This window comes from Odoribacter sp. N15.MGS-14, from assembly GCF_000980245.1.
GTDB lineage: Bacteria > Bacteroidota > Bacteroidia > Bacteroidales > Marinifilaceae > Odoribacter > Odoribacter splanchnicus.
Genome location: NZ_LARE01000001.1, coordinates 59,567 through 78,607, shown reverse-complemented (window position 1 = coordinate 78,607; position 19,041 = coordinate 59,567). Strand labels below are relative to the sequence as shown.

Here is a 19,041-nt window from a genome sequence, read left to right as displayed (position 1 = left end):
GAATTGCAATGCCAGATTTATTTTTTCCGGCATACCAGATAAAGGGGATGATAGCTCAGCGGACAATACCCGTCTGTCAGGAAACGGATTTTGTAGTCTTCACAAAACTCGTGAAGACGTCCTTTGGTCCAGGCTGTCGGTAGACTGGTTGCATTCACTCCGGTTTTCTTTACATGCCGAAGAATATCCAAGGGATCGGAAAATTTTAGCGTATGTATCTGCTCTTCGGTATACAATATATCGTATTCTGAAGACAACCAGGCACTTAATTCCCCTATAGAACGATATTCCAGTCCTTGTCCGGTTACAGCTTTCAATTCTTTAAAATTATTCTTCCCGAAAGTACTGAAAATCAACCATCCGTTTGTATTAAGATGAGCTGCTAATTTAGCAAAAGTAGCCCGGGGATGAGCCAGCCATTGAAAAGTCGAAGCAGAAACGATCAAATCGAATTTCCCGGTCAAAGGTATTTGTTCGATATCCCCGTTCAGCCCGTGTGAGACAGGCAACTGGCATCTGTCTATCGTTTTCCGGCACATCTGCTCGACCAAATCATTCACCCAAAATTGCTGATCCTCCCAAAGCCGGTTGATTTTTTCGGATAAGAGTCCGGTGCCACACCCGATTTCCAAGGTCCGGGAAGAATAAGGTACATATTCCTGTAATAATTCTACCAGGCGCTGTACAATCCATTTCTGAACGGTTGCATTATCTTCATAGCTATCGACGCTCCGTCGGAAACGGCATTCTATTTCAGTCTTATCGATCATACTTTGCTATTTTTCTAAAATTTCTCTCCAACTCCGAAACCGATAAAACGGATAATGTCCGCCGGGTAAAGAAACGGCAGGAATCCCTTCTTTCTTACACCAGTTCAATTGATTCTGTGCAGGAAATACCGAGTCTTTTTCCGAAATGTAACTTTTATCCCAATTCAGTTTTCCTTTTACACCAGAGCATAACTCCCGTATACGACACAACTCTTCGCATACTTCTTCGATTCCACGATTCGGTTTTTGTCCGCTGAATTTCCGGCATTCGTCAGCCCCATCGAGCATCCTCAGAAAGAACTTTTCCCGTCCTCTCTCATTCATTCCTTTTTCTGTAAGCTCATAAATTTTGACCGGAATTCCATATTCATCGTCGACCGGACGTGTAGTTCCATTCAATGCGACACATCGCTCCGGTTTCATTTCAAGCCTGGAGATTACCCGATCTGCGGCCCACACTCCCATCGACCAGGCGACCACATAAATGCAGCGGTAATACCCTAAATCCGGAAAAGCAAAATCTAACGAACGGTAATCATAACACATCAGCACATCATCTTCTATTTGCAGATGAGATACACCGGCAGCATCCATTCCCCAACCATGGAAGAAAACGATCACCCGATCGGAACCTTTTTTGTTCAACCACTCTATTCGCATACCAGACACTCCAAAAATTCAAATAAACAACCATAATCTTCGGTTGGAATAGAAGCATTCAGGGAGAAACGGATACGGGCTTCATTTTTGGGTACGGTCGGATACCGCACCGGCAAAACAAAAAATCCGTTATCCCGAAGTAATTCCGACATTTCTACACTACTCTCATTAGAACCACATACCATAGGTACGATATGAGAGTCACCCCGGGTTTCGAATCCTTTTTCGACCAATACCTGCCGTAACTTCGAAGCAATTTCGGCCAATTTGATCCGAAGATCGTAAAAATCGGGCATCCGGTTGAGAATAAACCGCGTCCACGCCACATTTACAGGAGGCAAAGCCGTTGTAAAAATCAGGCTTCTTTGCGTATTGATCAAATAATCGCGAAATACTTGTTCACACACGACAAAAGCTCCCATCGAAGCAAAAGCTTTTCCAAAAGTACCGACGATAAAATCGATATCTTCCATACAAGCTTGTTCTTCACAACAACCTAACCCATTCGTCCCCCTTACTCCTACGGCATGTGCCTCGTCTACATACAAAAAGGCGTCGAATTCCTTCTTTATTTCACACAATTGTTGTAAATCCGACGTATCTCCATCCATACTAAAAATGGACTCCGTAACGATGAATACATTATCATATTCCTCCCGGTGCTGGGTCAGTATACTTCGCAAATGTTCGTAATCCAAATGTTTGTATCTGATCATCTGAGCCTCACTCAACCGCAATCCGTCGATAATACTGGCATGCACCAATTTATCTGCAACGATCAGATCCCGCTTATTGGTTAAAGCAGGCAAAATTCCGATATTGGCATGATAACCCGAATTGAATACCAAGGCTGCCTCTTTATCGTAAAGATCGGCTAAATCGTCCTCGAGCATTTTGTAATAAGGATGATTTCCGGATAATAATCTGGAAGATACAGCACTGTATGGTAAAGCCATAACATCTGTCTCTTCACGGAATTCTTCAATCAGGCGTGGATTAGACGATAAGCCCAGATAATCGTTCGAAGACAGATTCAGCATCTCACGTCCGTCGTCGTGGATCAAAAAACCGTTGTGTTCGATTTCCCTCAGGATCCGGTAATTACCGGATTCTTTTATGGTTTCTAATTTATGATAATAACGCTCTTTATTCATTTTGTATGCTTTTAACCGATTATTGAGCGATCACTTTCAATAAACCTTGAGTCAAACGGCTCAGTTCTTCGGGCCGGATGATGAATGGCGGCATAATGTATACCAGTTTACCGAACGGTCTCACCCATATACCTTCTTCAACGAACTTGGCTTGAAGGACAGCCATATTCACCGGTTCTTTCATTTCGATTACCCCGATGGCCCCCAATACCCGGACATCCGCCACATTCGGAAATAATGCAGCAGGCTGCAATTCCTGTTTCAATTGGCGTTCGATAGCCCCTACCGTCTTTTCCAGATCATACTCCTGAATCAATCCGACCGAAGCATTGGCGACAGCACAAGCCAGGGGATTTCCCATAAAGGTGGGCCCGTGCATAAATACAAAAGGATCCCGGGAGCAGATCCGAGTCGCTACCCGTTCGGTAGCCATCGTTGCGGCAAAGCTCATGTAACCTCCGGTAATCGCTTTTCCGATACACATAATATCCGGAGAAATCCCCGCATGTTCAACCGCCCATAACTTCCCGGTACGTCCGAATCCTGTTGCTATTTCATCACAGATCAACAACACTTCGTACCGATCACACAATTCCCTGACCTGTTTCAGGTAATCTGCTGAATAAAACCACATTCCACCTGCTCCCTGAACAATAGGTTCAAGAATAACAGCAGCTATACCGGCATGATGTTCTTCCAGGCAGTCTTTCAGTTCCCGGATATCTTCCTCCCGGCAAGGAGCTCCGAAACGACATTCCGGACGATGAATAAAATACTGTATAGGGAGGGTACCATGAAAAATACCGTGCATACCCGTTACCGGATCACATACAGACATGGCATTCCAGGTATCGCCGTGATATCCTTTGGTGATAGTCAGAAAATGTCTTTTTTCTGTGCGTTCAGCTGCATACCAGTATTGTAAAGCCATCTTCATAGCCACCTCTACAGATACCGATCCCGAATCACAAAAGAAAATTTTATCCAATCCCCCGGGAGCAATAGAAAGAAGCCGTTCTGCCAGTTCAACGGCAGGCCGATGGGTAAATCCCCCGAACATCACATGGGACATTTCTTTCATTTGTTTTTCAAGGGCGGCATTCAATACCGGATGATTATAACCGTGTACTTCACACCACCAGGAAGACATACCGTCGATCAATCTGCGTCCGTCTTCGAGTTCGATATATACCCCTTCCGCCCTCTTTACAGGATATACCGGCAGCGGATCTATCGTCGAAGTATAGGGATGCCAGATGTGCTCCCTGTCGTATTGAAGTAATTCTGCTGTATTCATATTTTTAGATTTTTAGATTTTCCTTCTGTTTCGAAACCCAGCGCCTTCACCTTTTCCATATCTTCTTTTACTTTCGATCCCAAAGTGGTCAATAAATCACCTACTATCGCAGCATTTATCCCGGCCTGGATCGCCTCTGTCTCTAAATGGGATATCAGCATTCTCCCTCCGGCAAAACGCAGGTAGGCATCGGGCTGAATAAAACGAAAGAGCGCAATGGTAGTCAGGATCTCTTCATCTTCCAACCGAGCTGTACCTTCGAGAGGAGTACCGGGGATCGGATTCAGAATATTTATCGGAATAGATTTTATTCCCAATTCCCTTAACATCAAAGCCAGATCGATCCGATCCTCCATACTCTCTCCCATTCCGATAATTCCTCCGGAGCACACTTCCATACCGATTTCCTGAGCTGCACGGATAGTCTCTATTTTATCGGCAGGGGTATGCGAGGTACATAAGGTACCGAAGTAATCGGCCGAAGATTCCAGATTACAATGATAACGTGTAATACCGGCATCCATCAATTTTTGTAACTGCGCCTTTTTCAGTAATCCCATGGAAGCACACAATTGAAGGTCCGACTGGGATTTGATTTTAACGGCAAAAGTACAGATCCGGTCTATATTTTTATCGGACAAGGCCCTACCGCTGGTCACAAACGAAAATTTATCCACTCCATAATCGGCATTCGAACGGGCTAAATCGAGACAAGTCTTCTCATCTACCAGTTCGTACTCTTCTATATTCGTTTTAAACAAAGCCGATTGGGCACACCATTTACAATTCTCCGAACATCTTCCGGAACGGGCATTTATAATCGAGCAAGTATCGAACCGACGGCCCACCCGTTTATCTCTGATTTCGCCTGCGGCCCGGTATAAAGCTTGCTTATCCACCGCATTACTCAATAAAATCGCCTCTTCGCGGGTGATCTGTCCACCGTTCAACACTTTTTCTTTTAATTGTGTAATCATACTTCTCTTTATTCAAAATAAAAAGGGCATGCTTACAGCACACCCTTTCCTTATTTACTTTAACATCACTTTCAGACCGGGGCATACTTCTCCCTCATGTAAACAGACCCCTTCCATTTCCCGTTTCAATTGTTCCGCTATTTCTCCCTCATTTTCTTCCCAAGCTAAAACCCCACTTACAATTAAGCCTTTCCGGGCAGATTTGAGCATAGCACACAAACAAATATGCAAAGCTAATCCTGCAATCTGTACTTGCCGGCCCAAAGCAGCAAAAACAGCATATCCTTTCCCGCTCCACTGGGAAAAGTAAAGTACGGCTTCCGGTATACAGGTATTTATTTTCATATTCGGCCGCAAGGTAATCAAAATTCGGGATACCACACCCAATTTATGGGTAATAATTGTAACTTCGCACCCGAAAATAAGAATAAATAGTTATGAAAAAGGCCATTGTTTTATTATCCGGCGGGCTGGATTCTTCAACAGCTCTTTATCTGGCCCAAAGCCAGGGATTCGATGAGATTTATGCCATCACTTTCGAATACGGTCAGAAGCACGACAAAGAATTAAAAAGTGCTATAGCCATTGCAAAAGCAGCCGGCGTAAAAGAACATAAAATAGTTAATTTACTTTTGAACCAATGGAGCGGATGCGCACTTACCGATCCGGACATGGAGGTAGAAGACGGCCATATCGAACGCCAGGATATTCCTTCCACTTACGTACCTGCCCGGAATATGGTATTTCTGTCGGTAGCCGCTTCGTGGGCCGATGCATTAGATATCACGGACATCTTTATCGGAGTGAGTGAAGTCGACTATTCCGGTTATGTCGATTGCCGGGAAGAATTTATAAAAGCGATGGAAAACGCGATCAACCTGGGAACCGTATTGGGAGCCGAAAAGAAACAGAGAATTACCATCCACGCTCCTTTCATGCATCTAACCAAAGCCGAAGAGGTCAAATTAGGCGTCAGTCTGGGGGTCGATTTCGGACTGACCTGGACCTGTTACCGGGGAGGTGAACATCCGTGTGGCGTTTGTGACAGTTGTTTATTGAGAGCCAAGGCTTTTGCCGAAGCAAACGAAATAGATCCTTTAGTATGCTGATTAGAAAACAATTCAAATTCGAAGGGGCGCATATTGTCCGTAATTGTTCCTCTCAACGGTGCCGGGAAAATATTCACGGACATTCCTATATCGTCGAAGTTTTTATCACCTCGGACAAACTCGACGACGGTTATATGGTTATGGATTTCTGCCGTTTGGATAAAGTGAAAGAATTTATCGAAAGTTTCGATCACTCTTACTCCCTGTGGCAAAATGAATCGCCCGATTTAAAAACATTCGTATACCGTTATAACCGGAGAGTTGCAGAAATCCCGGTCTCTCCTTCTGCCGAAGGTTATGCCTTACTGTTTACCTATGTCATCGACAAAATCCTCCGGCATACGGAACGTGTCAACGGGGAAGGAAATATTCAGCTTCATGCTGTCCGGGTACATGAAACGGCTACAGGTTATGCCGAAGCTTTTCAGGAAGATTTAAAACTGGCCAGATTCCAACTGAAAGACATCCATTTCTCCGAAGGGATCGTTGCAGAGTGGAAATCTACCGACTGGTGGGATAAACTGTTAGAGGCGTAAATATGCGATTAGCCAAAGACGGAATCTTTCCGATCGTTAAAGATAAAGACGGACATTTGCTCCCGGATTTGCCGGCATCCGGTTTTCAGTTTGCAGGTACCGTTCAGGGAGAAGGAAAATTGTGCGGTATCCCTTCTCTATTTGTCAGATTGGCCGGATGTAATCTGCAATGTCACTGGCAAACCTCCGACGGTCTGTCGTCACCTTGTGACTCTGCTTATGCTGCATATCAATTAAAAGATACCCGGCAAGTATCTGTGGAAGCCATTTATACAACCCTCTTGCAAAATGCCGGTCCCATCCGGCACATCGTCCTTACCGGTGGTGAACCTTTACTTCAGGTAAAGGAATTAAAAGCCTTATGTCAAAAGTTAAAGTCCGACTATCGATTCCATTTGACTTTAGAAACCAATGCCACCTTATTCGATCCTGAATTGGCCCGATACATCGATTTATTCAGTTTATCTCCCAAGCTAAGCAGTTCCTATACCGGAGCGAGTCCGCTTTCCATTCAACGGTTGAATCCGGAATGCATACAGCAATATATATCCTCTGCCCGGCAATACCAGAAAGATTTCCAATTGAAATTCGTATATGCTTGCGATGAAGATATAGACGAAATCCAGCAACTTTTATCTGTTCTTCAAGCTTGGAAAAATGACGACATCCTGTTAATGCCTTTAGGAGGGACGCCGGAAATCATGCGAAGAAATATGCGAAAAACTTTAGAGTATTGCATTCGGAACGGTTGGCGATATTGTGACAGATTGCATATCTCGTTATTCGGGGATAAGGCAGGAGTATGATTAATGACGTAAAGCCAGTAATGTCGGAGTTTTATAATAAATTTCACCTGCATCCAAAAGTTTGCGGATACAAGCCGTCGCTTGCTGTCGGGAACCCGCCGATTCATAGATCAGTTCCCTGATCTCATAATCTTTTTGTTTCAGCAGCTCAAGGATCTTCTCCTCGGTTTTCCGGTTGGTATTTCCCGGTCGTTTCTTCTGTTCGAGACAAAGGTCACAAATACCGCAAACCTCTTTTTCCCGTTGTCCGAAATAAGCCATCAAATACAATTGACGACAGGAATCGGTTAATTCGATGTATCCGGCCATATGCCCGACTTTTACAGCATAAGCTTGTTTCCTGTCCTCATAGGCCTCGGGACCGATATGCAGGTAATGAGCCGGAACCCGGGGCTGGTGATAAACGATATAAGGCCGGTCATTACCGGGAATATAACCGATGATCCTGCGACGGGCTAATAACAACAGACTTTCATAGACCTGTTGTCTTTTCACCCCTAACTTCCCGGCCAGTATTTCTTCATCGATATAAGCATATTGCACAAAAATCCCCGGATAATTCCGAAGTATATATTCCACCAATCGTTCCAATAAAAGGTCCCCCAACTCTATTTTATACAATTGATCTCTCAAAACCAGGAAACTGATACGCGAACGGGCATGTACTTCGGTGGTACATTCCAAATAACCGGCTACCTGCAATACTTTTATCGCCGACAAGGTAGTGGTCAGCTCCAGCTTATAAGTCTTCACAAAATGTTCAGGATCGAACTCAAAAGCCAGTCCATGCCCTAACCCTTCCTCCAATCCGAAAAAATCCCCCAACAGGCGATACACCTGACGGATATAATTTTTATCGGGAAATCCCTGAGTGACTCTTTTTTTCAGGGCTGTCAAAGCAGCTTCGTTGTATAACAATACCGCATAAGCCTTCTTACCGTCCCGTCCTGCTCTCCCGGCTTCCTGGAAATAGGCCTCGGGACTATCCGGAATATCGAAATGAACGACAATCCGAACATCCGGTTTGTCGATTCCCATACCGAAAGCATTCGTTGCGACAATCACCGGGACTTCACCTTTTTTCCACGCCTCCTGTTTTTGTTCTCTTTGAAAAGAAGTCAGTCCGGCATGATAAAAATCAGCTTCTATTCCCTTCGCTTTCAAAAAACGGGCCAACTCTTCCGCTCCCGCTCTTTTGCGCACATACACGATTGCGCTGGCTTTCAGACTGGATAAAATATGCAATAATTCTCCCAACTTATCGTTCGCTTTCCGGACTACATAAGCGATATTATCCCTCCGGAAACTTTTCGATAAAACATGGGGCATCTCAAATTTTAACTGTTGCTGGATATCTTCGGCCACCTGGGGGGTAGCGGTAGCTGTCAATGCCAATACCGGAATCTGCCGGAAATTCTCCCGAATTTCAGCGATCCGCAGATATGAAGGCCGGAAATCATAGCCCCATTGCGAAATACAATGGGCTTCGTCGACTGCCAGCATGGACAAATGCATTTGTTTCAGACGTGCGCGAAACTGTTCCGAAGCTAATCGTTCGGGAGAAACATACAGGAATTTGATTTTTCCGGCAATCGCTTTATTCAGGGTCGATTCTATCTGTTCTTTCCCCATACCGGTATAAATCGCCTCCGCCACAATTCCCCGCTTTTGCAATTCTTCAACCTGATCTTTCATTAAAGCGATCAAGGGCGTCACCACCAGGCATATCCCCTCCAACACCAAGGCAGGTACCTGGTAGGTAATCGACTTTCCTCCACCGGTCGGCATCAAAGCCAGCGTATCCTTCCCCTCCAATACCGAGAGAATAATCTCCTCCTGCAGACTACGGAATTCATCGTATCCCCAGTATTGTTTCAATATTTCGTGAATCCTGTTATGCATCTCTCTTCTTTCGGACAAAGATAGGGAAAATTGAAAATTATTTACTACTTTCGCCCGTGTCTTAAAACAAGAAGCTAAAAATGAGATTCACCCTATTGTTTATGCTGGTCCTGATCATTTGTTCCTGTGAGCCCCAAAGAACGCAGGAGCCACCTGTGGCACAAGTGTTCGAGAGTACCTTATCCCGCTCCGAGATCATCGATTTTATTCCGAACGGCACCTCCAGTGAAGATAGTCTGCTCATGGCTCAGAACTATATCCGCAATTGGGTGACGCAAAAATTACTTTTACATAAAGCGATCGAGAACCTATCCAACGAAGAAATGAATATACAAAAACAGGTTGAAGATTACCGCACTTCTTTGTTGATTTACCAATACAAACAAAAACTGATCGCCCAACGCCTTATGGACGAGATCAGCGAAGAAGACATCGAAACCTATTATAATAAAAACGAAAAAAACTTTATTCTGCCCACTCCGATCATTAAAGCGGTATTCTTTATTCTTCCTAAAAATGCACCTAATTTAAAAGAAGTGAAGAAATGGTTCAAATCGGATAAAGCAAACGATCAGGAAAGTCTGGAAGATTATTGCCTGACCCATGCTAAAAAATACGATAAATTCAACAATAAATGGATTGAAGTAAAATATATATTAAATCTGATTCCCGGAGATTTCAACACATTAGAAAAAGAAATTCTGGTGGTTAAAAACATCGAAAAAGAAGATGACGACAACTACTATTTTCTAAAAATCAAGGAGATGCGTCATGAACAAACGTTAGCTCCCTTAGATTATGTCAGAGATGAAATTACCCTTATTCTGAAAAATAAAAAGAAACTTCAATTCGAAAACGACCTAGAAAAACAGATCAATGAAGAAGGAGTTCGTAAAAAGTATGTAAAAATTTACTAAACTTTCTACTGTTCTTCGCTGTTTTGAATAAAAATAGTAGTTTAGAGGTCTCAAATTTTGACTATATAATAACAAATTAATACACATGAAAAAGGTTTTATTATTACTTGTTTTATCTTTCTCTTTCAGCTTTATTTTTGCACAAAAAAATGTTATAGATAAAATAGTCGCTATTGTAGGAGATGAAATAATTTTGCAATCCGATATTGAAAATGCCTTTTTACAACAACAGGGCCAGGGGATCATCTCCTCGTCACCTGATTATAAAGCAGAAATTCTGGAACAACAATTGGTACAGAAACTACTTATGGCCCAAGCTCAAATAGATAGTATCATCGTATCGGACGAAGAAGTTGAAAATGCCGTTTCCAGTCAGATCGAATTTTTTATCAGTAATATCGGTTCTCAGGAACGTCTGGAGAAATATTTCGGTAAATCCATCCAGGAAATCAAAGACGACATGAGAAATCCGCTTAAGGAGCAATTGATTACAGAACAAATGCAGCAAAAGATCGTTGAAAAAATACGTATTACTCCTTCGGAAGTAAGAAGTTATTTCAAAAAGATCCCCAAAGACAGCCTTCCGGATATGCCCGACCGTTACGAATTACAACAGATCGTTTTAAAACCGGATGTCAGTGAAGCCGAGAAAGAACGGATACGGGAACAATTGCGCTCTTTCCGGGACCAGATCCTGAAAGGGGAAAAGACGTTCAATACTTTAGCCGTATTGTATTCAGAAGATGCTTCTGCTCCCCGTGGCGGAGAACTGGGTTATAAATCCAAGAAAGAACTGGATCCGGCTTTTGCAGAAGCAGCTTTCAGCTTAAAACCCGGAAAAATTTCTAAAATCATAGAATCGGAATACGGTTTCCATATTATTCAGCTGATCGACCGTCAGGGAGAAAAAATCAATGTCCGTCACATTATCCTTCAACCGAAGGTTTCCGATACGGAAAAACAGGAAGCTTTAAATCGTCTGGATACCATCCGGCAATACATCACCGATGGGAAAATGACTTTCGAAGAAGCTGCCTATTATTTCTCTACCGATAAGAAAACCCGGAATAACGGTGGGTTGTTCGCCGATCCCCAGACTTCGGAAGCCCGCATTGCCCGTCCTGATATTCCCGGCGATATGGCTCGAGAAGTAAATAAAATGAAACCCGGCGAAATCTCTCAGCCGTTCATCAGTCATACCAACGGCCAAGAAGAATACAAGATCGTGAAGATTAAAGAATTTTATCCCCGTCATAAAGCGAATTTGGATGATGACTGGCAAAATTTCGAATTGATGCTGAAACGGGAAAAACAAATGGAGAAATTGGAAAAATGGATCAAAGAAAAACAAGCGGATACCTATATTCATATCGATGAAAGTTTTAAAGATACCAAATTCCGGTACGACGGATGGATTAAATAAACAGAAACAGGGATTGAAAGTCGTGCTAAAAGCAAATGATCATGAAAGATTTGGTAAAAAGGATCGATCAGTTGAAGATTAAATATGAAACATTAAAAAAAGAGATCGCCCGCAAAATTGTCGGTCAGGAAGAAATCATCGATAAAATACTGGTAGCTATTTTCAGTAACGGACATTGCCTGCTCATCGGTGTCCCCGGTTTGGCCAAGACCTTGATGGTAACCGCTATATCCGAAACCTTAGACTTAAAATACAAGCGGATACAGTTTACGCCGGATTTAATGCCTTCCGATATTATCGGTACTGAAATCTTAGACAATCAGAAGGAATTCAGATTTATCGAGGGGCCTCTATTTGCCAATATTATCCTGGCTGACGAGATCAACCGTACTCCTCCCAAGACACAGAGTGCTTTACTGGAGGCGATGCAAGAGCAAGAAATCACTGCGGCCGGTACAACCCGGAAATTGGAACAGCCTTTTTTTGTTCTGGCTACTCAGAACCCGATAGAACAGGAAGGAACCTATCCGCTGCCGGAAGCTCAATTAGACCGGTTCATGTTCAGTTTGATACTCGATTATCCGACTCTGGAAGAAGAAATCGCTATCGTAGAAAGCACTACCGGACAGAAAACGGAAAAATTGAACCGTATCGTTACAGGGGAAGAAATTCTGAAATTCCAATCTGCAATCCGCCTGATGCCGGTATCGAAACATATCACCGAATATGCCGTAAAACTAGTTGCCCGGACTCGTCCCGGACGTTCTGGGGCACATCCGCTGGCAGAGCAATACCTCAACTGGGGCGCCGGACCGCGAGCTTCTCAATTTTTAATTTCAGGAGCTAAAACACATGCAGCTTTACAAGGGAAATATGCTCCGGATATAGAAGACGTAAAATATGTAGCGGAAGCTATTTTGCGGCATCGGATCTTTAAAAACTATAAAGCAGAGGCTGAACATATCCGGGTCGAAGATCTGATCCGGGAATTTATAAAATAAACGGTCGATATAAAATGTACTTGAAAATCCTCCTATTGTCTATATGTTTTGCCGGCACAATATGCCCCTCATTTGCCCAGCAAAAAGATGTTATCGATATTCTTCATGCCGACACCTATGCCGTGAATATGAAGAGTAATATCGATAGCTTACTTGGAAATGTCAGGCTGAAGCATAAAAATATGCTGATGTTTTGCGATAAATTATACAACCATCGAGATAGTAATTATGTGGAAGCTTTCGGTAATGTCCACGTGATTCAGAACGATACCTTGAATCTGTGGGGAGATTTTATGCTATACAATGGCAATACGGAATTTGCCAAAGTCAGGGATAACGTGATCATGAAAGACCCGAAAATTACCCTGACCACCGATTTTCTGGATTACGATGCGGCCAACCGGGTCGGCTATTACTTCAATAAAGGGACGATAAAAGACAGTATCAACACCCTGATCAGCGACATCGGCTACTATTACCTCCCGATTAATGAAATGTTTTTTAAGGATAGTGTCAAGGTATACACTCCCGAATATACGATGTATTCGGATACTTTGAAATATCAAACGGAAACAAAAGTCATTACGATATTGGGACCGACCAATATCTATGGCGACAACCGAACCCTCTATTCGGAGAACGGCTGGTATAACTCACTGACTTCACATGCCGAATTATATAAAAACAATCACCTTACCTACAACGAATATTTAGGAAGGGCCGATACTTTAATTGTAGACAGCCTGTCCGGTAAGGCTATCATGCATCAAAACATCCATTTGTACGATACAGTAAATAATGTGATTGTAGAGGGAAACTATGGCGAGGTCACGAAAAACAACGATTATGCTTATGTAACCGAGCGTGCTCAATTGATTCTGGTTGGTAAAACCGATTCCCTCTTTGTCCATGGAGATACCCTTTCAAGTAGTAAAGATTCGTTAGGTAACAACGTCCTGAAGGCCTATTACAACACGAAATTTTTCAATCCCGATCTGCAAGGAATATGCGATTCAATGATTTTCCCGGTAGCGGATTCTACCGTATATCTTTTCGGTACTCCTATTGTCTGGGCCAGTGGCAATCAGCTAACGGGGACAACGATCGATATGCACCTCAAGAACAATGAAGTCGACCTGTTCCATTTAAATAACAAAGCATTTATCGTCAACCAGCTGGATACGGCCAAGTTCAATCAAATCAAAGGACGGAATATGACCGGTTATATCCGGCACAATGAACTTTATCTGGTGGAGGTCGATGGGAACGGCGAATCGATATACTACCCGGATGACAAAGGAGTAATTATCGGTTTGAATAAGACTATCAGTTCCGCTATTAAAATTCATTTAAAAGAAAAAAGGGTAAACCGGATTGTTTTTATTACCAAACCCGAAGGAACTTTGAATCCGCTGATCATTGTCGATCCGAAAGATCGCTTTCTCAAAGATTTTGAATGGCATCAAGACAAACAACCCCGCAGCAAAGAAGATATCTTTAACAAATAAAGTTGTGGATCCGAATAAAAAATTCCGATTAAAAAGATCAGTCTGGCTTTAACGTAGATTTTATTTTTTCTTTCTATTTCTATTCCGATTCCGGGTTTTGTACCGTCAGACCGGTCCGGTAAGGTTTTCCTTCACTGACCGGCGGAACTCCTCGTAGCGCAAAAAACTTTACGCTACGTTTCCGTCAGACACCACCGGTCGGTCGTTTAGAAAAAGCCAGACGACCGACAGAAGCGACCGGGCCCCCGAACACGAAGGCACGTTTTATTTTCTCTCCATTTTATTCTTCAAAATAGACCGAATAGCGATTCCAAAATTCTTCGTTAGCCTCGATATCCTCGTAATAAATCCGGCCTTCAATAACTGTAGGAGAAGTCCTGTTTACACGGGTAGTGATATACTCCATCGTCCCTTTCACCTCTTTCCCCTCTTCTTTATAGGAATATTCCACCTGAACACCACTTAGAAAGTAAACCGATTTCAATTTCTTATAGGTTGTGGTGATTGTCATTTTCACGTCGCTTTTCGGTTTTTCATTGATCGTAACCAGATTCCGGCCTAATCCATTAAAATCGCGGGAAGTCAGGTTGACGACATTCTTTAAGACCGCCAGATCTTTCAGATTGACATAAATCTCTCCGCTATAGGTCTGCACTGCCGGATCACCGGTTGTTGAAATAGAAGGATGAGTAGCCTGGTAACTGATCACCTGAACCGAATCACCTTCATAGACCAGCTTACCTTTACTTTTCAGTTTATAATCACGGGAATTGACGATATCCAATACATTACGGGTATTCCTGACGATATCTGCTGTCAGAATATCATCGAAATAGGTCAGGCCGTCCCACACCGAAGTCACTTCGGAATTTCTACGGACCTGATTGAATTTATAATTCAATTCTTTAAAAGCCGAGGCAACATCTTCCCGATGGTATCCCTGAGCATCATAGATCGTTACCGTTGCCTCTTTTACTTTTTCCTGTCCGTCGACCTGCCGGCTATATTTAAAGTAACCTTCGTAATTATAAGGTTTAGAAATATAATTCTTGTTGATGTTGGAAACGACATTTTGCAGCATTTTCTTATAAATCAGCAATTGTCCGTATACATCTACCTCCCCGATCCCATAAGTTTTCGGCTGCAACAGGATTTTGAGGTCGGGTTTATTTTGTATTTCATATACTTTGATATCCTTTGAAGCATAACCGATAGCCGAGAGACGCAGGACATGGGTTGCATACCGATCCGGGATGACCAATTCGAATCGTCCGTCTACATCCGAAGCAACCCCTGCTACCGTTCCCAACAAACCGATGTTGACAAAAGGTATAGGTTCGTTAGTCCGGGCATCCTGTACCACTCCCTTCAATACAATTTTTCCATCTTCCTGAGCCTGCCCCATACACAAGCCTCCACATATCAATAGCAATAATAAAAGAAATTTCCTGGCCATAATCATCAGTACATTTAGTAATTCAAGCTTATTTTACGTTACGTTTCTATTTTATTTTATATATTTGCCCCAAAGTAAGCAATTATAATGCTTAAAACCAAAATGTGTCAATAAATAATTAGAGTCACTTCATATGAGAAAAACGATTTTATACCTGAGTGGATTTATGATTATTTCATCTTTATCCGTGTCTTGCGTCTCTAAGAAGAAATTCGAAGAATTAGCCAGAGCAAAAAGAGAAGTCGATCGGAATCTGCTCGATCTGAAGCGCGATAAAAAACAGTTGGAAGATCAATTGCAACTAGCAAAGGACGATTTCAATACCATTCGGTACAAACTGACTGAAAATAATGCTGTAAAAGATAAAACGATCGACCAACTGTATACCAAATTACGCTCTTTGGAAAGCAAACAAGTGGAGTTGAAATCCGAATTGAGTAATGTTGCCGATCAGATCAAAACTACTACTCAATCTACCAGCGAGCAAATATCGTCATTGGAAAGCAGTCTGCAAAAAGTGAGCAATGAACGGGATCAGTTGCGTCGTCAGCTGACCGAAGTACAAACCAATCTGGAATTTGAGAATCAGAAAATCAAAGCACAGCTGGAAAGTGCTACCAATAACCTGCAAGCTCAAAACGGAGAAGTTGAAAAACTGAAAGCAGACAACGAGGAAATGACAAAAAAACTGAATTGGATCAGAAAAACAAAAGCCGACGCCGACGCAGAAATCAAAAAACTGACCAATCAGGTGAACTTATTAAAAAAAGAACTATTAAAATAACAGATCTACACAATGATCTATATTCTATCGGGATTAACAGGGCTGCTGATTTTAGTCGCCCTGTTTACTTTTATTCATAAACGCCGCCATAGTGAAGACCCGGAGACCATTGTCGCTCCTCCGGCAGATTGCTGCGGAGCTCATGCGATATGTGAAAAAGGATTGAAAAAAGCCAGTCCCCAAATAGATTACTTCGATGATGAAGAACTGGATGTTTACCGGCAAATTGCTCCGGAAGCCTATACCGACGAACAGATCGAAGTATTCAGGGATATTCTTTACACCCTTCGTCCGGAAGAAGTAGAAGAATGGCTGATCAGCCTGGAAAAAAGAGAAATCAATCTCCCCTTAATCCTGCGTCAGGAAGCGATCGAGTTAATCCCCTGACAGGATTTCAGATCAGCATATCTTTAAAATTTCCCGCCCTAATTTGCATTGCAGACAACGATGGCACTCGCAATATTCCCGGGTTAGTTCTATAATGGCCTGTGTTTGTAAAGCTGAATCGAAGCGAAATCCCAATTCTTGCCAGGCCCTCACGATATAATTGTTTTCAGGGGAACATTCTTCCAGCCATCTCAGCGCTTTTTCGGTATATTTTCTTTCCTCTCTTTGTTTTCCATACCAAAAAACAAAAGGGATCACTGCATTAATAACCAGTGTTTTCCGCACCTGTTCTCCCAATTTTTTAGGTCGTTCGGGAGCGATAATACCCGGACGATAATGCCGGTTCCAGTAAGCAGAAACATTTACTTCGAATAGCCCCATCAGTTCCTTCAATGAAGTCGCATCTAAAATACGGGAGGCCAAAGTCCTGTAATCACGGATCAACGAAGCCAGCAAAGCTAAACGGACAGTCGGAAAAACATCCGGCCGGATCCGCATAAACTTCCATTGTCCGGAAGGCATGGATTGTAAATCGTGTTTATTCCGGTAATACAGGAATTCCTTTTTCAATACAGCCACATATTCATCTTCCGCACCATCTTCCAACAGCCCGGCACATCCCAACAATAAAGCCTCTAAAACGGTTTGTTTATCCGCATACCTGAGTAATATCCGATAAGGCAAGCGAAGCGACAATTGATAAAAGGGCTCTGCATTGACATTACCGGTCCAATACTTACAGATCAGGCGAAAGAGGCATTCTTCCCAATCATTCCGGGTTAATTCAAGTATTCCCTCGATTTCCCGGCATTTTCTCATCAACCGCTCGATAGCCAGTGCCGGCAACATCAGATAAAAGCTACTCTTGTCGATTTTTTCTATTTTCCGCCGGCAGCCGGGTTTCAGTTGTCCGCCCAGCATATAAAGATACTCCTCATACAATCGATCGGCATAATCCAGAACTATCGTATCGATTTCGCGTCCCTTGCTGTTATAAATACGGACATCGGCCTCCAGGACAACAGACAGAATCACGTTGTCGTAAGCTGCGTCCACTTGATGACCATGCCTGTTCCAATCGCTATTACGCAAATGTACCTCGACATTACCGCCCCACTCTACTCCATCCAACCGGATTCTGGCATTGAAAAAATCCGGCCCTGCATCCCGGTTCAACAGCCCGACTTTCAATACCTCCACAGCATGACCGGAAATGGTTACAAACTCATTACTTCTGAACAAAGCATTCGCCCAGAGATAATGTAAAAATTCTTCTCGCATATGCTGATGATTTAGGACTATACAATAATACGTTAAAAAATTGTAAAATCCAAATTTATGCTCTCCTTATCGCCATGCTTTTAGTTTTAACATTTCTCCTTTTACTTTTATTTTTCCTACCTTTGCGGAAGTCAGGAGATAAAAACGAATAAAAACAATAATGTATTAAATTATGGAAGAAAATTCTATCATCAAGGACAAGAAAGACAAAATGTTAATGATCGTTATCGGTTGTTTGTCGGTAGTTCTTATTTTATTATTCATTTTCTTTTTAGTTGAAAGATCCGAAAATAAAAAACATATCGCCGCCATTCATGAGGAAAAGCAATTATTGGAACAGGAGCTTACCGATCTGAGCCATAATTACGATGATCTGAAAACCAGTAACGATACCCTGAATGAAAAACTGCAATTAGAACAGGAAAAGATCCTTACCTTAATGGATCAGATGAAGAAATTCCGCGATAACTCTTATGCAGAAATCAATCGTTATAAAAAAGAAATCGGTACATTAAAAAATGTATTGAGAAGTTATGTGGTACAGATAGATTCTCTCAATCAGCTGAATCAAAAACTGGCAAAAGAAAATACGGAAGTACGCAAACAAATGAATTGGGTCAGGGAACGGAATCAGAAACTTGAAAATCAGCAAAAAGACATGAAAGAAGTGATCGCCCAGGCCAGTGCCCTCCGGACAGAAAACTTCGTCGTATATCCCGTAAATAAAAGAGATAAGGAAACGAACTGGAAAAAATGTTACAACCTGAAAGCGGAATTTGTGATCACGAAAAATGTAACGGCCAAACGGGGCGACCGGGTGATTTATCTGCGTCTGAAACGTCCGGATGACAAAGTGATCGCCTTTAGCGAAAAATCATTCTTTAAATATCAGAATGTTTCTCTGACCTACTCCGCCAAACGGGAAATCAATTATGAAGGTGACCGGCTCGAAATGGCGATATACTGGCCTAACGACGGAAGTCTGGTCAAAGGAAAATACGTTGCAGAATTATTCAGCGACAACGAACTGATAGGGAGTACAGAATTTACGCTCAACTAATATAAAACCAACC

General features: G+C 42.5%; 19 protein-coding genes. 10 read left to right on the top strand and 9 right to left on the bottom strand.

Annotated features, from left to right (window positions below; genetic code table 11):
* Positions 1 to 17: 17 nt before the first annotated feature.
* From bioC to WS34_RS00300, 6 genes are read right to left on the bottom strand one after another with little or no spacing between them, the layout of a single operon-like run.
* Positions 18 to 770 carry a malonyl-ACP O-methyltransferase BioC gene (gene bioC, locus WS34_RS00325; protein ID WP_013611058.1) on the bottom strand — a complete coding sequence of 251 codons (753 nt, stop codon included), beginning with the start codon at positions 768 to 770 and terminating at the stop codon, positions 18 to 20.
* Positions 771 to 776: 6 nt separating this feature from the next.
* On the bottom strand, positions 777 to 1,430 hold the full coding sequence (locus WS34_RS00320) for a DUF452 family protein (RefSeq protein WP_013611059.1): 654 nt from the start codon (positions 1,428 to 1,430) through the stop codon (positions 777 to 779).
* Positions 1,421 to 2,584: an aminotransferase class I/II-fold pyridoxal phosphate-dependent enzyme gene (locus WS34_RS00315; protein WP_046402407.1), complete on the bottom strand. Its 1,164-nt coding sequence runs from the start codon at positions 2,582 to 2,584 to the stop codon at positions 1,421 to 1,423. The genes WS34_RS00320 and WS34_RS00315 overlap by 10 nt, the downstream gene beginning before the upstream one ends.
* Before the next feature lie 19 nt (positions 2,585 to 2,603).
* The gene (bioA, locus tag WS34_RS00310; RefSeq protein WP_022160913.1) at positions 2,604 to 3,881 is read right to left on the bottom strand and encodes an adenosylmethionine--8-amino-7-oxononanoate transaminase; all 1,278 of its coding nucleotides are present in this window, start codon (positions 3,879 to 3,881) and stop codon (positions 2,604 to 2,606) included.
* The gene (bioB, locus tag WS34_RS00305) at positions 3,878 to 4,858 is read right to left on the bottom strand and encodes a biotin synthase BioB (protein ID WP_013611062.1); all 981 of its coding nucleotides are present in this window, start codon (positions 4,856 to 4,858) and stop codon (positions 3,878 to 3,880) included. The genes bioA and bioB overlap by 4 nt, the downstream gene beginning before the upstream one ends.
* A gap of 54 nt (positions 4,859 to 4,912) precedes the next feature.
* On the bottom strand, positions 4,913 to 5,203 hold the full coding sequence (locus WS34_RS00300) for a hypothetical protein (RefSeq protein ID WP_140403402.1): 291 nt from the start codon (positions 5,201 to 5,203) through the stop codon (positions 4,913 to 4,915).
* Positions 5,204 to 5,295: 92 nt separating this feature from the next.
* Between WS34_RS00300 and queC the strand changes: the two genes are divergently transcribed.
* The 3 genes from queC to WS34_RS00285 are packed head-to-tail and all read left to right on the top strand — an operon-like array spanning position 5,296 to position 7,309.
* Positions 5,296 to 5,967: a 7-cyano-7-deazaguanine synthase QueC gene (gene queC, locus WS34_RS00295; RefSeq protein WP_013611064.1), complete on the top strand. Its 672-nt coding sequence runs from the start codon at positions 5,296 to 5,298 to the stop codon at positions 5,965 to 5,967.
* Positions 5,961 to 6,503 carry a 6-carboxytetrahydropterin synthase QueD gene (locus tag WS34_RS00290; protein WP_013611065.1) on the top strand — a complete coding sequence of 181 codons (543 nt, stop codon included), beginning with the start codon at positions 5,961 to 5,963 and terminating at the stop codon, positions 6,501 to 6,503. The genes queC and WS34_RS00290 overlap by 7 nt, the downstream gene beginning before the upstream one ends.
* Before the next feature lie 2 nt (positions 6,504 to 6,505).
* On the top strand, positions 6,506 to 7,309 hold the full coding sequence (locus tag WS34_RS00285; RefSeq protein ID WP_013611066.1) for a 7-carboxy-7-deazaguanine synthase QueE: 804 nt from the start codon (positions 6,506 to 6,508) through the stop codon (positions 7,307 to 7,309).
* Here the strand turns inward: WS34_RS00285 and WS34_RS00280 are convergent, their stop codons facing one another.
* The gene (locus WS34_RS00280) at positions 7,310 to 9,211 is read right to left on the bottom strand and encodes a RecQ family ATP-dependent DNA helicase (protein WP_046402403.1); all 1,902 of its coding nucleotides are present in this window, start codon (positions 9,209 to 9,211) and stop codon (positions 7,310 to 7,312) included.
* A gap of 80 nt (positions 9,212 to 9,291) precedes the next feature.
* Between WS34_RS00280 and WS34_RS00275 the strand changes: the two genes are divergently transcribed.
* The 4 genes from WS34_RS00275 to WS34_RS00260 all read left to right on the top strand — a co-directional run bounded on the left by WS34_RS00275 (position 9,292) and on the right by WS34_RS00260 (position 14,060).
* Complete coding sequence (locus WS34_RS00275; RefSeq protein WP_022160917.1) at positions 9,292 to 10,128, top strand: peptidylprolyl isomerase; 837 nt, start codon at positions 9,292 to 9,294, stop codon at positions 10,126 to 10,128.
* A gap of 85 nt (positions 10,129 to 10,213) precedes the next feature.
* Positions 10,214 to 11,551, top strand: a complete 1,338-nt coding sequence (locus WS34_RS00270) for a peptidylprolyl isomerase (protein WP_013611069.1) — start codon at positions 10,214 to 10,216, stop codon at positions 11,549 to 11,551.
* A gap of 41 nt (positions 11,552 to 11,592) precedes the next feature.
* Entirely contained in the window at positions 11,593 to 12,552 is a 960-nt protein-coding gene (locus WS34_RS00265; RefSeq protein WP_046402446.1) for an AAA family ATPase, read from the top strand.
* Between the two features lie 14 nt (positions 12,553 to 12,566).
* Positions 12,567 to 14,060, top strand: a complete 1,494-nt coding sequence (locus WS34_RS00260) for an OstA-like protein (protein WP_013611071.1) — start codon at positions 12,567 to 12,569, stop codon at positions 14,058 to 14,060.
* Between the two features lie 280 nt (positions 14,061 to 14,340).
* On the opposite strand, the gene WS34_RS00255 is transcribed toward WS34_RS00260, so the two are convergent.
* Positions 14,341 to 15,516, bottom strand: coding sequence for a carboxypeptidase-like regulatory domain-containing protein (locus WS34_RS00255; protein ID WP_041557173.1), 1,176 nt, complete (start codon positions 15,514 to 15,516; stop codon positions 14,341 to 14,343).
* 133 nt (positions 15,517 to 15,649) lie between these two features.
* On the opposite strand from WS34_RS00255, the gene WS34_RS00250 reads away from it, so the two are divergent.
* Both WS34_RS00250 and WS34_RS00245 read left to right on the top strand, forming a co-directional pair.
* The gene (locus WS34_RS00250; protein ID WP_013611073.1) at positions 15,650 to 16,300 is read left to right on the top strand and encodes a hypothetical protein; all 651 of its coding nucleotides are present in this window, start codon (positions 15,650 to 15,652) and stop codon (positions 16,298 to 16,300) included.
* A 12-nt stretch (positions 16,301 to 16,312) separates the two neighbouring features.
* The gene (locus tag WS34_RS00245) at positions 16,313 to 16,687 is read left to right on the top strand and encodes a hypothetical protein (RefSeq protein WP_013611074.1); all 375 of its coding nucleotides are present in this window, start codon (positions 16,313 to 16,315) and stop codon (positions 16,685 to 16,687) included.
* A gap of 12 nt (positions 16,688 to 16,699) precedes the next feature.
* On the opposite strand, the gene WS34_RS00240 is transcribed toward WS34_RS00245, so the two are convergent.
* A complete protein-coding gene (locus WS34_RS00240) occupies positions 16,700 to 17,968 on the bottom strand; it encodes a DUF2851 family protein (RefSeq protein WP_013611075.1) in 1,269 nt (422 codons plus the stop codon).
* A 172-nt stretch (positions 17,969 to 18,140) separates the two neighbouring features.
* Between WS34_RS00240 and WS34_RS00235 the strand changes: the two genes are divergently transcribed.
* Positions 18,141 to 19,028, top strand: coding sequence for a coiled-coil domain-containing protein (locus WS34_RS00235; protein ID WP_013611076.1), 888 nt, complete (start codon positions 18,141 to 18,143; stop codon positions 19,026 to 19,028).
* Positions 19,029 to 19,041: the final 13 nt, after the last annotated feature.

Excerpts from the sequence above, each read along its gene's own strand:
- bioC (WP_013611058.1), bottom strand. The coding sequence starts at position 770 with ATGATCGATAAGACTGAAATAGAATGCCGTTTCCGACGGAGCGTCGAT.
- WS34_RS00320 (WP_013611059.1), bottom strand. The coding sequence starts at position 1,430 with ATGCGAATAGAGTGGTTGAACAAAAAAGGTTCCGATCGGGTGATCGTT.
- WS34_RS00315 (WP_046402407.1), bottom strand. The coding sequence starts at position 2,584 with ATGAATAAAGAGCGTTATTATCATAAATTAGAAACCATAAAAGAATCC.
- bioA (WP_022160913.1), bottom strand. The coding sequence starts at position 3,881 with ATGAATACAGCAGAATTACTTCAATACGACAGGGAGCACATCTGGCAT.
- bioB (WP_013611062.1), bottom strand. The coding sequence starts at position 4,858 with ATGATTACACAATTAAAAGAAAAAGTGTTGAACGGTGGACAGATCACC.
- WS34_RS00300 (WP_140403402.1), bottom strand. The coding sequence starts at position 5,203 with ATGAAAATAAATACCTGTATACCGGAAGCCGTACTTTACTTTTCCCAG.
- queC (WP_013611064.1), top strand. The coding sequence starts at position 5,296 with ATGAAAAAGGCCATTGTTTTATTATCCGGCGGGCTGGATTCTTCAACA.
- WS34_RS00290 (WP_013611065.1), top strand. The coding sequence starts at position 5,961 with ATGCTGATTAGAAAACAATTCAAATTCGAAGGGGCGCATATTGTCCGT.
- WS34_RS00285 (WP_013611066.1), top strand. The coding sequence starts at position 6,506 with ATGCGATTAGCCAAAGACGGAATCTTTCCGATCGTTAAAGATAAAGAC.
- WS34_RS00280 (WP_046402403.1), bottom strand. The coding sequence starts at position 9,211 with ATGCATAACAGGATTCACGAAATATTGAAACAATACTGGGGATACGAT.
- WS34_RS00275 (WP_022160917.1), top strand. The coding sequence starts at position 9,292 with ATGAGATTCACCCTATTGTTTATGCTGGTCCTGATCATTTGTTCCTGT.
- WS34_RS00270 (WP_013611069.1), top strand. The coding sequence starts at position 10,214 with ATGAAAAAGGTTTTATTATTACTTGTTTTATCTTTCTCTTTCAGCTTT.
- WS34_RS00265 (WP_046402446.1), top strand. The coding sequence starts at position 11,593 with ATGAAAGATTTGGTAAAAAGGATCGATCAGTTGAAGATTAAATATGAA.
- WS34_RS00260 (WP_013611071.1), top strand. The coding sequence starts at position 12,567 with ATGTACTTGAAAATCCTCCTATTGTCTATATGTTTTGCCGGCACAATA.
- WS34_RS00255 (WP_041557173.1), bottom strand. The coding sequence starts at position 15,516 with ATGGCCAGGAAATTTCTTTTATTATTGCTATTGATATGTGGAGGCTTG.
- WS34_RS00250 (WP_013611073.1), top strand. The coding sequence starts at position 15,650 with ATGAGAAAAACGATTTTATACCTGAGTGGATTTATGATTATTTCATCT.
- WS34_RS00245 (WP_013611074.1), top strand. The coding sequence starts at position 16,313 with ATGATCTATATTCTATCGGGATTAACAGGGCTGCTGATTTTAGTCGCC.
- WS34_RS00240 (WP_013611075.1), bottom strand. The coding sequence starts at position 17,968 with ATGCGAGAAGAATTTTTACATTATCTCTGGGCGAATGCTTTGTTCAGA.
- WS34_RS00235 (WP_013611076.1), top strand. The coding sequence starts at position 18,141 with ATGGAAGAAAATTCTATCATCAAGGACAAGAAAGACAAAATGTTAATG.